The organism is Burkholderia sp. AU45388 (assembly GCF_030481585.1).
Classification (GTDB): Bacteria; Pseudomonadota; Gammaproteobacteria; order Burkholderiales; family Burkholderiaceae; genus Burkholderia; species Burkholderia sola.
In genome coordinates, this window is sequence record NZ_JAUJPV010000019.1 from 88,504 (window position 1) to 102,282 (window position 13,779).

Annotated in this window: 13 protein-coding genes; 5 read left to right on the top strand and 8 right to left on the bottom strand. The window is 67.0% G+C overall.

Translation table 11 applies throughout. The features are described from left to right. Nucleotides 1-14 precede the first annotated feature (14 nt). Nucleotides 15-908, top strand: coding sequence for a phenylalanine 4-monooxygenase (gene phhA / locus QZM72_RS25905; protein ID WP_301739567.1), 894 nt, complete (start codon nucleotides 15-17; stop codon nucleotides 906-908). 89 nt (nucleotides 909-997) lie between these two features. Continuing rightward, complete coding sequence (locus QZM72_RS25910) at nucleotides 998-1,375, top strand: 4a-hydroxytetrahydrobiopterin dehydratase (RefSeq protein WP_301739568.1); 378 nt, start codon at nucleotides 998-1,000, stop codon at nucleotides 1,373-1,375. 99 nt (nucleotides 1,376-1,474) lie between these two features. On the opposite strand, the gene QZM72_RS25915 is transcribed toward QZM72_RS25910, so the two are convergent. Next, on the bottom strand, nucleotides 1,475-1,705 hold the full coding sequence (locus QZM72_RS25915) for a DUF3717 domain-containing protein (RefSeq protein ID WP_006401493.1): 231 nt from the start codon (nucleotides 1,703-1,705) through the stop codon (nucleotides 1,475-1,477). A gap of 122 nt (nucleotides 1,706-1,827) precedes the next feature. On the opposite strand from QZM72_RS25915, the gene QZM72_RS25920 reads away from it, so the two are divergent. Beyond that, nucleotides 1,828-2,520, top strand: coding sequence for a response regulator transcription factor (locus QZM72_RS25920; protein ID WP_006401494.1), 693 nt, complete (start codon nucleotides 1,828-1,830; stop codon nucleotides 2,518-2,520). Between the two features lie 120 nt (nucleotides 2,521-2,640). Then, nucleotides 2,641-4,125, top strand: coding sequence for a sensor histidine kinase (locus QZM72_RS25925; protein ID WP_089466299.1), 1,485 nt, complete (start codon nucleotides 2,641-2,643; stop codon nucleotides 4,123-4,125). 145 nt (nucleotides 4,126-4,270) lie between these two features. Here the strand turns inward: QZM72_RS25925 and QZM72_RS25930 are convergent, their stop codons facing one another. From QZM72_RS25930 to mnmC, 7 genes are all read right to left on the bottom strand, one after another. Further along, nucleotides 4,271-4,801, bottom strand: coding sequence for an SET domain-containing protein (locus tag QZM72_RS25930; protein ID WP_089466298.1), 531 nt, complete (start codon nucleotides 4,799-4,801; stop codon nucleotides 4,271-4,273). A 177-nt stretch (nucleotides 4,802-4,978) separates the two neighbouring features. Then, entirely contained in the window at nucleotides 4,979-6,091 is a 1,113-nt protein-coding gene (locus QZM72_RS25935) for an NADH:flavin oxidoreductase/NADH oxidase (protein WP_089466297.1), read from the bottom strand. A 170-nt stretch (nucleotides 6,092-6,261) separates the two neighbouring features. Further along, nucleotides 6,262-6,972, bottom strand: coding sequence for a glutamine amidotransferase (locus tag QZM72_RS25940; RefSeq protein WP_301739569.1), 711 nt, complete (start codon nucleotides 6,970-6,972; stop codon nucleotides 6,262-6,264). Nucleotides 6,973-7,000: 28 nt separating this feature from the next. Further along, the gene (locus QZM72_RS25945; protein ID WP_301739570.1) at nucleotides 7,001-7,639 is read right to left on the bottom strand and encodes a MarR family winged helix-turn-helix transcriptional regulator; all 639 of its coding nucleotides are present in this window, start codon (nucleotides 7,637-7,639) and stop codon (nucleotides 7,001-7,003) included. Between the two features lie 503 nt (nucleotides 7,640-8,142). Beyond that, complete coding sequence (locus QZM72_RS25950) at nucleotides 8,143-9,258, bottom strand: YbdK family carboxylate-amine ligase (RefSeq protein WP_089466294.1); 1,116 nt, start codon at nucleotides 9,256-9,258, stop codon at nucleotides 8,143-8,145. A 14-nt stretch (nucleotides 9,259-9,272) separates the two neighbouring features. Next, nucleotides 9,273-10,487, bottom strand: coding sequence for a cation:proton antiporter (locus QZM72_RS25955; RefSeq protein WP_301739571.1), 1,215 nt, complete (start codon nucleotides 10,485-10,487; stop codon nucleotides 9,273-9,275). A gap of 670 nt (nucleotides 10,488-11,157) precedes the next feature. Further along, nucleotides 11,158-13,089 (bottom strand): bifunctional tRNA (5-methylaminomethyl-2-thiouridine)(34)-methyltransferase MnmD/FAD-dependent 5-carboxymethylaminomethyl-2-thiouridine(34) oxidoreductase MnmC, encoded by a 1,932-nt coding sequence (gene mnmC / locus QZM72_RS25960; protein WP_301739572.1) that lies wholly within the window; start codon nucleotides 13,087-13,089, stop codon nucleotides 11,158-11,160. A gap of 388 nt (nucleotides 13,090-13,477) precedes the next feature. On the opposite strand from mnmC, the gene QZM72_RS25965 reads away from it, so the two are divergent. Further along, complete coding sequence (locus QZM72_RS25965) at nucleotides 13,478-13,756, top strand: HU family DNA-binding protein (RefSeq protein ID WP_006401505.1); 279 nt, start codon at nucleotides 13,478-13,480, stop codon at nucleotides 13,754-13,756. The last annotated feature ends 23 nt before the right edge of the window (nucleotides 13,757-13,779 follow it).

Genomic DNA, 13,779 nt, shown 5'->3' on the forward strand with positions numbered 1-13,779 from the left:
TGCAGAGCCTGATCATGTCCACCGTCGTCACCGCGAAACTGCAGGAACAGTTCGACGCGGGCCTCGAAACCCGCGCCGATTTCACCATCGACCAGCCGCTGCAGCGCTACGGCCAGGTCGACCACGCGGTGTGGAAGCAACTCTATGCGCGCCAGTCGGCGCTGCTGCGCGGCCGCGCGTGCGACGCGTTCGTCGCCGGCCTCGGCAAGATCGCGCTGCCGGCCGATCGCATGCCGTCGTTCGCCGACGTGAACCGCCAGTTGAAGCCCGCGACCGGCTGGGAAATCGTCGCGGTGCCCGGCCTCGTGCCCGACCGCGTGTTCTTCGCGCACCTCGCGAACCGGCGTTTCCCGGTCACCTGGTGGATGCGCCGCCCCGACCAGCTCGACTACCTGCAGGAACCCGACTGCTTCCACGACCTGTTCGGCCACGTGCCGCTGCTGATCGACCCGGTGTTCGCCGACTACATGCAGGCGTACGGCCGCACCGCGCTCGCGGTCGCCGACGACGAAGCGGCGCTGGCGCGGCTCGCGCGCCTCTATTGGTATACGGTGGAATTCGGGCTGATCCGCGACCCGCGCGGCACGAACGGGCTGTCGATCTACGGCGCCGGGATCGTGTCGAGCAAGGGCGAAAGCCTGTACAGCCTCGAAAGCGCGGCGCCGAACCGGCTCGGGTTCGACCTCGAGCGCGTGATGCGCACGAAGTACCGGATCGACACGTTCCAGAAGACCTACTTCGTGATCGACGATTTCGCGCAACTGTTCGCGCTCGCCGACGTCGATGGCCGCGCGCTGGCCGACCGGCTCGCGGCGTTGCCCGAATTCGCGGCCGGCGCGGTGCTCGACACCGACCGCGTGCTGCATCGCGGCACGGGCGAAGGCTGGCCCGACGACGCCGACGCGTGACACGTCCGGCGCCCCCCGCCGGCTGCCGGCTGCCGGCTGCCGGCTGCCCGTCGCCCGTCGCCCGTCGCCCTTTCCGCAACTATGAAACAATGAACGACGCCGGCTTCGCCGCGCGGCACGGCCGCGCGCGGGCGCCGTTACCGAACGAGAGGTGCAAGATGATCCACAAGCTCACATCCGAAGAACGCAAGACCCGGCTCGAAAACCTGCCGCACTGGACGGCCGTGCCGGGCCGCGACGCGATCCAGCGCCGCCTGCGCTTCGCCGATTTCAACGAGGCATTCGGCTTCATGACGCGTGTCGCGATCAAGGCGCAGGAGATGAACCATCATCCGGAATGGTTCAACGTGTACAACCGCGTCGACGTCACGCTGTCGACCCACGACGCCGACGGCCTGACCGAACGCGACATCGAACTCGCGCGGTTCATCGACGGCGCCGCCACGCATGCGCAACCGGGCGCCTGAATTCCGAGTCCCGCCTCCACCGCCGCGCATCTTTCCGTGCGCGGCGCGTCAACTTTTCATTTCGCTGAACGTTTTCTAGGATGTACTCAGCGAAAGCCTTCAGCTTTCCAAGCCATCCTTAAGGCGCACGTAAGTCTCGTACGCTTTCCGCGCCTTGGGGTCCAATCCTTCCAGTTGCAGCGCGCTTTCGCGCTGTACAATCAGCAGCGCATACGGCTTGGAGAGCGCGCTGGCCTCTTCGCAGAGTTTGAGTTCGTCGCCGCTCGACGGCGAGCGGGCGCGCCAGAAATTGATCGCGGCTTCTAGGTCGTGGATCGAAATATCGGACATGTTTGGATTTAATCGTTCGCTGGCCGCCATGCTTGATGTCAGGCGATGCGGCGTTCCTGTGGAAACGGCGTCGTGCTGTCCGCGTGCCTGAACCGCCAACCCATTGTACTTGAGCGAACTTCATGCGACTCCTTCTGATCGAAGACGACCGCCCCATCGCACGCGGTATCCAGAGCAGCCTCGAGCAGGCTGGCTTCACCGTCGACATGGTGCATGACGGCATCTTTGCCGAACAGGCGCTGGCACAGAACCGCCACGAACTCGTGATCCTCGACCTCGGCCTGCCGGGCATCGACGGCATGACGCTGCTCACGCGCTTTCGCCAGACCAACCGCCACACGCCCGTGATCGTGCTGACCGCCCGCGACGAGCTGAACGACCGGATTCAGGGCCTGAACTCCGGCGCCGACGACTACATGCTCAAGCCGTTCGAGCCGGCCGAGCTCGAAGCGCGCATCCGCGCGGTGATGCGCCGCAGCGGCCCGCACAGCGATATGCCGCGTCCGGAAGTGTCGCTCGGCGGCGTGCGCCTGTCGGGCGTCGACCGCCGCATCTTCAACGACGACAAGCCGCTCGAACTGTCGCCGCGCGAATTCGCGGTGCTGGAAATGCTGCTGCTGCGTCACGGCCGCGTCGTCAGCAAGGCGCAGTTGCAGGATCACCTCACGCACTTCGGCGGCGATCTCGGCGACACCGCGATCGAAGTCTACGTGCACCGCGTCCGCAAGAAACTCGAGCAGTGCCGGGTCGAAATCGTCACGGTGCGCGGCTTCGGCTACCTGCTGCAGGAAATCCGCCAGACGGCGAGCGTCTGAGCGACGCCGCGCGCCGGCCGGCCGCGTGCCGCCGGTGCATGCGTGTCGCTCCACGTCGCCGCTCCCGGCGCACGACCGCGCCGCTCCCCGTGAGCGGCGCTTATCCCTTTGCCCGTCGAAATGTCTCCTGATCCGGCTGTGACCACCAGCCTGCGCCGCTCGCTGCTTCGGCGCCTCGCCGCCCCGCTGTCGATGCTCGCGCTGATGAGCGGCCTGATCGCCTACTGGCTCGCGTGGCAATACACGCAGCACGTGATCGACCGCTCGCTCGCCGATCTCGCGACCGCCATCTCCAAGCAGATCCAGATCGCCGGCCCCGACGCGCCGTTCACGGTGCCGCCGCTCGCGCAGGCGATGTTCTCCGATCCGGCCGAAGCGCTGATCTACCGGATCAGCGACGGCGAGGAGGAACTCGCCGGCGATCCGAAGCTGCCGCTGCAGGGCATCAACGTGCGCCGCATGCATCATGCGTACGTGTTCGAGGCCGAATACGACAACCGCGCGGTGCGGGTCGCGCAGGTGCGCGTCGACAACGTCGAGGGCGGCCGGCCGATGGTCGTCGAAGTCGCGCAGCCGGTGCGGCACCGCTACCGGATCGCGGCCGAATTCCTCGTCGCGATCATGATGCCGCTGCTGCTGCTGCTGCTCGCGGGCTGGGGCATCGTATGGCGGGTCGTGAACCAGCAGCTGGGCCCGCTCACGCATCTCGCCGATTCGCTGAACCGGCAGACCCACACGTCGCTGGAACCGGTCGACGAAACCGACGTGCCGCTGGAGATCCGGCCGCTGACGAGCGCGATGAACGCGCTGCTCGGCCGTCTGAAGACCGCGCTCGACGCGCAGCGCAAGTTCATCGCCGATGCCGCCCACCAGTTGCGCACGCCGCTCACCGCGGTGAAGCTGCATGCCGAGCAGGCGGCCGTCGCGCGCGACCCGCACCAGACCTACGCTGCGGTGCGCGAGTTGCGCGCAGCGGCCGACCGCGCGGTGCGGCTGTCCAACCAGTTGCTGTCGCTCGCGCGGGCCGAGCCGGGCGAACAGGCCGCCCGCTTCGTCGACGTCGATCTCGCGGCGATGGCGTTCGAGACGGGCGCCGAATGGGTGCCGCGCGCGCTCGCGTCGCACGTCGACCTCGGCTTCCAGCGCAGCGACGAGCCGGGCGACGACGAGAAGCTGATCGTGCGCGGCAACCCGGTGCTGCTGCGCGAGGTGATCGCGAACCTGCTCGACAATGCGCTGAAGTACGTGCCGCTCGCGCGGCCGAACGGCGCGCGGATCACGGTGAACGTCGCGCGCGCCGCGCTCGAGGACGGCCAGCCGGCCGCCGAGATCGTCGTCGAGGACAACGGCCCCGGCGTGCCCGCGAACCAGCAGGCCGACCTGTTCAAGCGCTTCTTCCGCGGCGACGCGCAAAGCGGCAACGGTGTCGAAACCGGCGCCGGGCTGGGGCTCGCGATCGTGCACGACATCATCGCGATGCACGGCGGCACCGTGTCGTACGAGGATGCATCGGAAGGCGGCTCGCGGTTCGTGGTGCGGGTGCCGCTCACGACGCGAACGGAAAAGCCGGCCAGCGAAACGCCGGCTGCGGCGCCGACGCACTGAGCGATCGCCGAGCGAGCCGCGGCGGGCAACCGCCGGCGCCGTCGGCCGGGCCGCCCGCCGGCGCAAAAGCGAATGCCGGGCCGCCACCACGCGGCAGCCGCCGGCTGAAACGACAGCGGCAGCGCGCGATGCGCTGCCGCCTGCCTCACTTCTTGTTCTTCTTGTCCTTCGAACCGGACGCGGGCTTGCCGTCCTTCTTGTCCTTCTTCTTTTTCTTCTTCCCGCCTTCGTCGGACGTCGCGAGCAACGTGCCGCGGCACGACGCCGCACCGCAGTGGCACGCGTATTCGCGCTTGAGCTTCTTCGTCAGCTTCGCGTCGATCACGAGGCCGTAGTCGTAGAACAGCTCCTCTTCCGGGCCGATGTCGCGCAGCGCGTGGATGTACACGCGGCCTTTGACTTCCTCGGCTTCGCAGTTCGGCGCGCACGAATGGTTGATCCAGCGCGCGCTGTTGCCGTCGACCTTGCCGTCGATCACGCCGCCTTCGTCGAGTGCGAAGTAGAACGTATGATTCGGCTCGCTCGGGTCGTGCGGATGGCGGCGCAGCGCTTCCTTCCACGAGATTCGCTCGCCCTTGTATTCCACTACGCGTTCGCCGGCCTTGATCGGCGCCACGGCGAACACGCCCTTGCCGTGTACTCCCGAGCGGCGCACCGCGATCCTGCGTGAACTCATCGAACCAATCCTTGTGAAGACGACTTGAACGGAAGCGACCGCGATCGCGGCCGGGCGCCGCGCCAAACGAAAACGCGGCACCGGTCGGTGCCGCGTCGGGGCATGCGGCGAATCATCCGCATCCTACACGTTCACGATTGCTTCGTTCAACATCGCGCGCAATATTGCGCGATGCGCTCAGCGCTGGCCGAACGACACGTCGCCGAACAGCGCCTTGTGCTCGCGCGGCTGCGAGCGCCAGTACTGCGGCGGCGCCGTCACCTGTGCGCCGAGCTCGGCCGCCGCGTGCCACGGCCAGCGCGGGTCGTACAGCATCGCGCGCGCCATCGCGACGAGATCGGCATCGCCGGCCTCGATCAGCCGGTTCGCATGCTCGGGTTCGTTGATCAGGCCGACCGCGATCGTCGGCATGCCGACCGCCCGCTTCACGGCCTGCGCGAACGGCACCTGGTAGCCGGGCGACAGCGGAATCTTCTGCAGTGGCGACACGCCGCCGGACGACACGTCGATCCAGTCGCAGCCACGGCGCTTCAGTTCGTGCGCGAACGCGATCGTATCGTCGAGCTCCCAGCCGCCTTCGACCCAGTCGGTCGCGGACACGCGCACGCCGACCGGCCGATCCTCCGGAAACGCGGCGCGCACGATCTCGAAGATCTCGAGCGGAAACCGCATCCGGTTTTCGCGCGATCCGCCGTATTCGTCGGTGCGCCGGTTCGCGAGCGGCGACAGGAACTGATGCAGCAGGTAGCCGTGCGCCGCGTGCACTTCGATCGCATCGATGCCGAGTCGTGCGGCACGTTTGGCCGACGCCGCGAAGGCTTCGCGGATACGATTCAGGCCCGCGGCATCGAGCGCGAGCGGCGGCGTCTCGCCGTCCTTGTGCGGCACGGCCGACGGGCCGTGCGGCAGCCAGCCGCCGTCGGCGACCGGCACGAGCTGGCCGCCCTCCCACGGCGCCGCGCTCGACGCCTTGCGCCCCGCGTGCGACAACTGCATCGCGATGCGGATCGGCGAATGCTTGCGGATCGCGGCCAGCACCGGCTTCAGCGCGGCTTCGGTCACGTCGTCCCACAGGCCGAGGTCGCCATGCGTGATGCGTCCGTCGGGTTCCACCGCGGTCGCCTCGATGCACAGCAGGCCGGCGCCCGACAGCGCGAGATGGCCGAGGTGAATCATGTGCCAGTCGGTCGCTTCGCCGCGTTCGGCCGAGTACTGGCACATCGGGGAAATCACGATCCGGTTCGGAAGGGTCACGCCGCGCAGCGTGAACGGAGAAAACAGCGCAGTCATGGAAGCCGCTCGCCAGAAAAGGGAAAGAGCGGACGAGCGTAGCACGCACGCCTGAAGCGTGCAGATGGCGCGCTCGGCAGTAAGCGGATGGTCAGGTACGGCCGGCCGGATGCCGGCGGGACGTGGAACAAACGGCGTGCGCGACGGACGGCGATGCGCCGCCCGCGACGTCAGAGCCCGACGCTGCCGAGCCACTCCGCGAACATGTGCCGGGCGGCCGTCTCGAGCGCGGGGCCGTGCTGCATGGTTTCGGCGCGCAACTGGCGCGCGTCGATGCCGGGCGTCGCGGCGATTTCGCCGGCGTTCGCGATCAACCACGGTTCGAAGCGATCGGTACGGATCTCGGGATGGCATTGCAGCGCCAGCACGTGCTGCCCCCATGCGAATGCCTGGTGGCGGCAAGCCGGCGTCGACGCGAGATGGATCGCACCGCCCGGCAGGTCGAACGTATCGCCATGCCAGTGCAGCATCGACGTCGTCGCGCCGTCGAGATGGCGCAGCGGCGACGCGCGGCCGGCGTCGGTGAGCGTCAGCGGCGCCCAGCCGAGCTCGTGCCGCGCGGCCGGATAGACGCGCGCCCCGAGCGCCCGCGCGATGAACTGCGCGCCGAGGCAGATGCCGAGGATCGGCAGCCCCGCGTCGATGCGCTGGCGCACGAGCGCCAGGAGCGGCGCGATCGTCGGATACTGCGCGTCGTCGTACACGCTGAGCGGCCCGCCGAGCACGACGAGCAGCGACGGCTCGTGCACGTCGAGCACCTCGACCCGCGACGATCCGACATCGACATAGCGCACCCGTCGACCGCGTTCGCCGAGCACCTGCTCGAAGCTCCCGAGATCCTCGAAATGCACGTGGCGGATCGCCACGACTTCAGCGTTCATCATCGGCCTCCCGGTCGATCGACGGACGTCAGCCGGCGAAAATCTTCCAGGTCTTCTTCTGCGTCGCCGCGTCGGCTTCTTCCTGCACCGAGCAGTCGAGACGCAGATCGCTGTCGGACATCGAGATGTCGAGCACCGCGCAGTGATGCACGGTCTTCTTCGACGGCTTGCCCGGCTGGAAGTGGGTGCACGTCAGGCACATGCGCTGCGGCGGCGTCGCGCCGGCCACCTGCAGCTCGCGCAGCGTCTTCAGCAGCGCGCGATACAGCGTGCCCTGCTCGTCCGCGCCGAGCTTGCCGACCGCTTTCGTCAGGAATTCAGGCCATTGCAGCGCCTTCTTCGCGGCCGTGCGGCCACGTGCCGACAGGCGCACGGCCAGGGCGCGGCCGTCGTCCAGCGCACGGCGCTTCTCGACGAGCCCCTTCGTCTCGAGCGTGCTGACCGCATCGCTCGTGGTGGCCGCGGTGAGCTGCGTCTCGCGCGCGATCTCGCCGAGCCGCATCGGGCCCTTGCGCTGCAGCAGCAGCACGAGGATTTCGCCTTGCGTCGGCGTGAGGCCAGCGCCTTCCGCCCAATCCCATGCCTCGCTCCGCATGGCCGTGCTCAACCGCAGCAGGCTGTGGGTCACACGTCCCGCAGCCTGGTTCCCGTAAACGCCTTCGCTCATAGTCTTTTCGCTTTGCCGCCGCCCGGATGGCCGAGCGGCCGTAGTGTGGAGATCGAATCTATCTCAAAACAGACGCCTCTCTCGAGTGCGTCAGCACGGCCGTCGCGAGGCACACGCGGCGGTCGCGTTCGCGGCGACCGGAGAGACACGCACCGTTCCGGTGTCCGCAAAGCCGACATTCTAAGCGAGAGCGGAAAATCGCACAGCTAAGTTATCCCCTGCATGCTGTGGAAAATCGCTGAATAACCGGATTTTTTCGTTGTGCGCGCAATGTCGCGCGCCGGCGAAAGGGGCGCGCCGGTATTTTCCTGTTCAAATCGGCCATCGGCCGCGCGGTGACGATCCACCGGGTTATCCCGCCTGCAGAGCGTTGACTTTGCAGCGGAATATCCGGTTATCCACAGATTTCGACGGCGCCCGGCAACGATTTCGTCGCGACCGGGCGCCGATAACCGTTCAGCGAATCGCGGCGCGGTCGATTCTGCAATCTGCAAAACATATTTTCACTCGCGCCAACGTAAGCACTGCTGCCGGACCGTCTCGTTCAGCGATTTTTCCTGTTTGAAAACGGTTCTCAACCACGATGCGTCGTTTACGCGCGCCTTCGCGAGCGCGCCGATCTCGTCGAGCGCCGCGCGCGAACCGAGCGCGGCCGCATGCGGCGCGATCCGGTCGAGCGTGTCGAGGATGTCTTCCGCGATCGTGCGGCGCTCGCCCGTCTGAGGATTCACGCAGGTGCCCTCGAGCCCGAAGCGGCACGCTTCGAAACGGTTGAACGTGTAGACCAGGTAATCGTCCTCGGACAGCTTCAGCGGCCGGTCGGTCAGCAGGTAGCGTGCGAGCGTCTGGATGTAGCAGGCGATCGCGGCCGCGCGGTCGACCGACAGCGGCGTGTCCATCACGCGCACCTCGATCGTGCCGTAGCCGGGCTTCGGCCGGATATCCCAGTAAAAGTCCTTCATCGAGTTCACGACGCCCGTGTTCACCATCTTCGTGAAGTACTCCTCGAAGGCGTCCCAGGTCAGCACGAACGGCGCGCGGCCCGACAGCGGGAACGCGAACACCGAATTCAGGCGTGCCGAATGGAAGCCCGTGTCGACGTTCTGCACGAACGGCGACGACGCGGACAGCGCGATGAAGTGCGGAATGAAACGCGACATCGAGTGCAGCAGGAACAGCGCGCTGTCGGGATCGGGGCAGCCGATGTGCACGTGCTGGCCGAACACGGTGAACTGCTTGGCGAGATAGCCATACAGCTCGGAGATGTACTGGAAGCGCGGCGCATCGTAGATCTGCCGGTCGCTCCATTGCTGGAACGCATGCGTGCCGCCGCCGGCCAGCCCGACGTTGAGCTGGTCGGCCGCCTTCACGAGCACGTCGCGGATCGCATGCAGTTCGCTGACGGCCTGCTCGTGCGAATGGCAGATGCCGGTCGACAGCTCGATCATGCTTTCGGTGATTTCCGGCGTGATGTTGCCGGGAAAAGTCTCGCCCTGGATCAGGCGCATCAGGTCGGACGCCGCTTTGGTCAGGTCGTAGTTGTGCGTGTTGACGACCTGGATCTCCAGTTCGACGCCGAACGTGAACGGTTCGGAATTGACGAAGGTTTCGAGTGCCATGGCAGGTTCCGGAATCAGTTGCCGTCGCTGCGTTCGCCGACCGCCGACAGGCAGCGATAGACGACGAACGGGCTGACGAGCTGCAGGATCACGATCGAGCACATCACGATCGCGCGCAGGTGCGGGTCGAAATTGGGATAGAGCTGGTAGGTATCGTCGACGAGCAGGTACGACAGCGCGGACATCGGCGTGAGCGCGATGCCGAGCGCGATGCCCTGCTTCATCCCGAGGCCGCTCGGCTTCGCGAACGCGACGACGCCGGCCAGCTTCGCGGCGAGCCGCGTGATGATCAGCACGATCGCGAGCAGCCCGCCGAGCGCGATGTCGCCCCACGTGAACGACGTGAGCGTCAGCACGAACAGCACCACCGTCAGCAGCCAGCCGGCCGTGCCGAAGTGCTCGGGCCACAACTGCGGCCGCGCCTCGAGGTTCTTCACGATGATGCCGGCAAGCAGCAGCGTGAGCAGCGTCGACAGCTTCAGCGCCTGCGCGACGGCGATCGCCAGCATCACGAGCCCGAACAGCGCGACGAACGAATGCTCGTCGCGCATCGTCGCGGTCATGTGACGGAACAGGTAGTTGCACGAACGCGCGACGAGATACGCAACGATGAACGAACCGGCGAGCAGGTAGAGCGGTTGCAGGATCGTCGCGAAAACGTTGCCGTACGCTTCCTGGTGCAGCCAGCTCGTCACGAGCTTGGTCAGCACGATCGCGTACACGCTGTTGAGCGCGGTGAGCGTGATCAGGCGCTGCGACACCTGCCCTTCCGCGCGCAGTTCGGTCTTGAGCTGAATCACCATCGACGGCGACGTCGCGATCGCGATCGCCGACAGCACCAGCGCGACCATCCCCGATACGCCGAGCGCGAGCATCACGAACAGCACGAGCACGAACGTGAGCGTGGCTTCCGCGAGGCTCGACGCGACGAGCCACGGATTGCGCCGGATCCAGCGCAGGTCGAGGCGGCTGCCGAGTTCGAACAGCAGCAGGCCGAGCGCGACGTCCATCAGCAGCCGCGAGGTTTCGTCGGTGCTGGTGTCGATCACGCCGAATCCGAACGAACCGGCGATCAGGCCGATCACGGCATAGCCGGTGATGCGCGGCAGGCGCCACGCGCGATAGCACAGCTCGCCGCACAGGCCGGCTGCGAACAACGCGAGCCCGGCCCAGAACACGGCATCCGGTGTGAGCGGCCAGTTGGGCAGGAATGAGAACGCCGACTTCATCGTGGTGACTTCTCCTTTGGAAGCAACCGCCAGCGACGCGGGATCAAGCGACAGGAATGGATGCGCCGGCTGGGTATTGCCCCGAATGTGATTGTTGTGCTCGACGATGGCGATACATGGGGTCCGCCTGTTCCGCCACCAGGCGGAACGTCGTTCAGGTTGCCGATCTGGATTGTCGGCCTGGTGTGTGAACGGACTGCGCAGTCTCGAAGATTCAGATTCGAAATCGTGCCGACCGTTCCATTGAAGCATGTCCGGCGCTGGGCCGAACGAACGCGAAGGAAACCGATTGTGCCACAGCTTTTTCGCTCCGGAACCGATTGAATCGACCCGCGGGGCTGTGCGTCGCTGCAGGTCTTTGGTTTCAAAGGTTTACTTGTATATATACATAGTAGAAGTTAACAAAGGACGCACAGTTCTGTGGATAACTCCGGTTTACGCTGGCAGATCAAGGTGTTGGCGAAACCATAACCGGTTGCACAGGCTGTTCGTGCACAGAGATTCGAGTCGAGCAACTTTCGGGCCGCTTCACAGCTGTGCCGGGTTACCCAGTTTACGTCCACTGTGATTGCACACGGAGTGCGCAGGGATTTCGCGCGGTTATCCACAGCGTCGCGTGGATAACCTTGCGCGGAAAAATCGGGAACCTGTGATCGATGCGCGCGGCCGCTCAGCCGTCCGAGCCGACGCGGCGGGCACGCAGTGCGCGGATCAGGAAGCGGGCGGGATCGATCGCGTCGGCGAGTTCGCGCTCGAGCGGCCACGGCTCGCCTTCGAGTTGCGACGCGATCAGCTCGGCGCCGAGCGCAGCCCATACGAGGCCGCGCGAACCGAAGCCGAATGCGCCGTAGAGGCCCGGCAGGCGCGGCAGGTCGCGCGCCTGCGCACCGCCCAGCGCGCGTGCGTTCGCGGTGGCCTGCGCTTCGTCGGCGAGCGGGCCGACGAGCGGGAGGCGGTCGCCGACGACCCAGCGGAACGCCACGCGGCCGCGCAGCGCGGCGGGGTCCGGCAGGTCGCCGATCAGGCCCGGCAGCAGGTGCCGTACGCGGTCGAGGTTTTCGATGTGGCCGGCCGCGCGCATCGCGGGATCGGTATCGTCGGGTTCGAACGTGGCGCCGATCAGCAGCGTGCCGTCGTCGAGCGGGACCGCGTAACCGTCGCCGATCGCCGGGCATGGCAGCGGCGCCGTCGTGCCCGGCGGCAGCAGCGTGAGCTGGCCGCGTACCGGTTGCAGCGCGACGTGCCGCAGCCCGGCCAGACGCGCGGCGTCGCCCGCGTTCGCGAGCACGACGACGGGTGCGTCGGCGAGCGTGGCGCCCGCATCGTCGAGCGCATGCCAGATGTCGCCCCGCCGTTCGAGCCGCGCGACGCGGGTGGACGCGAGCAGGCGCACGCGCTCGCCGGCCGCCGTGTATTGCGCGGCGCACAGCCCGGCAGGCCACACTGCGCCGCCGTGCGGAAACAGCAGGCCGCCGTGCGCGACCGGCAGATTCAGATGCGCGCGCGCGGCATCGGCATCGAGCAACGTCACGTAGTCGGACGGCGCGCCGAATGCATCGAAGGCATCGCGCATCCGCGCGAAATCGTCGGCCGATTCGGCAAGATGGATCATCCCGTGCGTGCTGCGCGCGAATGCATGCCCTGCGTGCTCGAGCGCGCGCCAGCGTGCGATCGCGTGCAGGAAGCCGCCGCGCGTGAGCCGGCTCGCGACGTTGTCGTCGCGCGTCATCAGCGGATGGAACACCCCGGCCGGATTGCCTGACGCTTCGCTCGCGATCCGTTCGTGCCGCTCGATCAGCGTGACGTCCCAGCCGCGCGCGGCCAGACGTTCGACGACCGCGCAGCCGGCGAGGCCCGCGCCGACCACGATCGCACGGCGCGCGGTAACGGGCAGCGCACGCGGCGGCTCGTGCCGGCGCGCGCGCCAGCGCGGCGCATAGTCGCCGACGAGACGATCGTCGACCTCGCGGAACGTGAAACCTGTTTCGCCGAGCGCGTGCTTCACGTCGTCGGACTTTGCATGTGTCGCAAACGTCGCGTGTTCGCCGGCGAGTTTCGCGAGTGCGCGGATCCCGTCGCTCGATGCCGCGGCGCCGTCGAGAAAAAACGCATCGGCACGCGCGACGAGCTTCTTCAACAGGCCGATCGGATCGCCGAACGCGAGCGTGAGCACCACGCGCCCTTTGTCGAATTCGAGCCGATGCACGCCCGGCACCTGCATCGGCCATGCATCGACCAACGCATCGACGTCTGCCGATATGGTTGTGTTCGCAACCATGTGCGAAACCGCGCGGCGCAGGTCGTCGCGCGAGAACGGGTGCGACTCGACTGCAACGACATGCAACCGTTCGCAGCGCGCGGGATCGTCGCGCCACGCGGCCCACGCCGCGAGGAAGCCGGCGCCCGCGCCGAATTCGGTCGCGACGATCGTGAACGTCCGGCGGCGCTGCCAGCGTGCGGGCAGCCCGTTGCCCGCGACGAACGCGCGACGCGCGTGCGCGAGCGTGCCGGATGCACCGCGATGAAGCTCGCCGAACTCGGGCGAGACGAGCGTGCCGTCGTCGCGAAGCGCGAGCGTGGCGTAAACAAGTCGGTCGGGCATGCGAAACAAAAAACGTGGCAGCCAAGCCTGGCAAGGGATTGCGGCAGGCCGTCCGATCGGCCGTTGGAAAAGGGCAACGGGGCGACGGGCGGGCGGACCACGCTGCGTATCCTGTCCGGTTGGCGCAGGTCAAAAAACCGGCAATCGACGATTCATTCGGCGAAATACCGATGAAAATCTTTGAAACCCTTGTCGTTATTGGGTTTGCGCTGCGCTATCATAGCAACGCCGTACCGCGGGGTGGCCGCCGGCAAACCGGAGGGCGCGTCGCGCGGGCCAGGATTCGGCGCTGTGTCGTCGGAGTCTGACTCTCGACGGCACGGTTCGCGCACGTATAATCGGCGCGTTCGCGCTGTTCGTGTCAACCTAACCTGATAAAGGAACCTTAATGAACAAACAGGAACTGATCGACGCCGTCGCCGCCCAAACGGGCGCCAGCAAGGCTCAAACCGGCGAAACGCTGGACACGCTGCTCGAAGTCATCAAGAAGGCCGTGTCGAAGGGTGATGCGGTTCAGCTGATCGGCTTCGGCAGCTTCGGTTCGGGCAAGCGCGCAGCACGTACGGGCCGCAACCCGAAGACGGGCGAAACCATCAAGATCCCGGCAGCCAAGACGGTCAAGTTCACGGCTGGCAAGGCGTTCAAGGACGCCGTCAACAAGCGTTAAACCCGCGCCTGTTCCAGGAAAAA

What these genes read in the sequence shown, in the direction of transcription:
- phhA (WP_301739567.1), top strand. Translation starts at nt 15, where the DNA reads ATGTCCACCGTCGTCACCGCGAAACTGCAGGAACAGTTCGACGCGGGC.
- QZM72_RS25910 (WP_301739568.1), top strand. Translation starts at nt 998, where the DNA reads ATGAACGACGCCGGCTTCGCCGCGCGGCACGGCCGCGCGCGGGCGCCG.
- QZM72_RS25915 (WP_006401493.1), bottom strand. Translation starts at nt 1,705, where the DNA reads ATGTCCGATATTTCGATCCACGACCTAGAAGCCGCGATCAATTTCTGG.
- QZM72_RS25920 (WP_006401494.1), top strand. Translation starts at nt 1,828, where the DNA reads ATGCGACTCCTTCTGATCGAAGACGACCGCCCCATCGCACGCGGTATC.
- QZM72_RS25925 (WP_089466299.1), top strand. Translation starts at nt 2,641, where the DNA reads ATGTCTCCTGATCCGGCTGTGACCACCAGCCTGCGCCGCTCGCTGCTT.
- QZM72_RS25930 (WP_089466298.1), bottom strand. Translation starts at nt 4,801, where the DNA reads ATGAGTTCACGCAGGATCGCGGTGCGCCGCTCGGGAGTACACGGCAAG.
- QZM72_RS25935 (WP_089466297.1), bottom strand. Translation starts at nt 6,091, where the DNA reads ATGACTGCGCTGTTTTCTCCGTTCACGCTGCGCGGCGTGACCCTTCCG.
- QZM72_RS25940 (WP_301739569.1), bottom strand. Translation starts at nt 6,972, where the DNA reads ATGAACGCTGAAGTCGTGGCGATCCGCCACGTGCATTTCGAGGATCTC.
- QZM72_RS25945 (WP_301739570.1), bottom strand. Translation starts at nt 7,639, where the DNA reads ATGAGCGAAGGCGTTTACGGGAACCAGGCTGCGGGACGTGTGACCCAC.
- QZM72_RS25950 (WP_089466294.1), bottom strand. Translation starts at nt 9,258, where the DNA reads ATGGCACTCGAAACCTTCGTCAATTCCGAACCGTTCACGTTCGGCGTC.
- QZM72_RS25955 (WP_301739571.1), bottom strand. Translation starts at nt 10,487, where the DNA reads ATGAAGTCGGCGTTCTCATTCCTGCCCAACTGGCCGCTCACACCGGAT.
- mnmC (WP_301739572.1), bottom strand. Translation starts at nt 13,089, where the DNA reads ATGCCCGACCGACTTGTTTACGCCACGCTCGCGCTTCGCGACGACGGC.
- QZM72_RS25965 (WP_006401505.1), top strand. Translation starts at nt 13,478, where the DNA reads ATGAACAAACAGGAACTGATCGACGCCGTCGCCGCCCAAACGGGCGCC.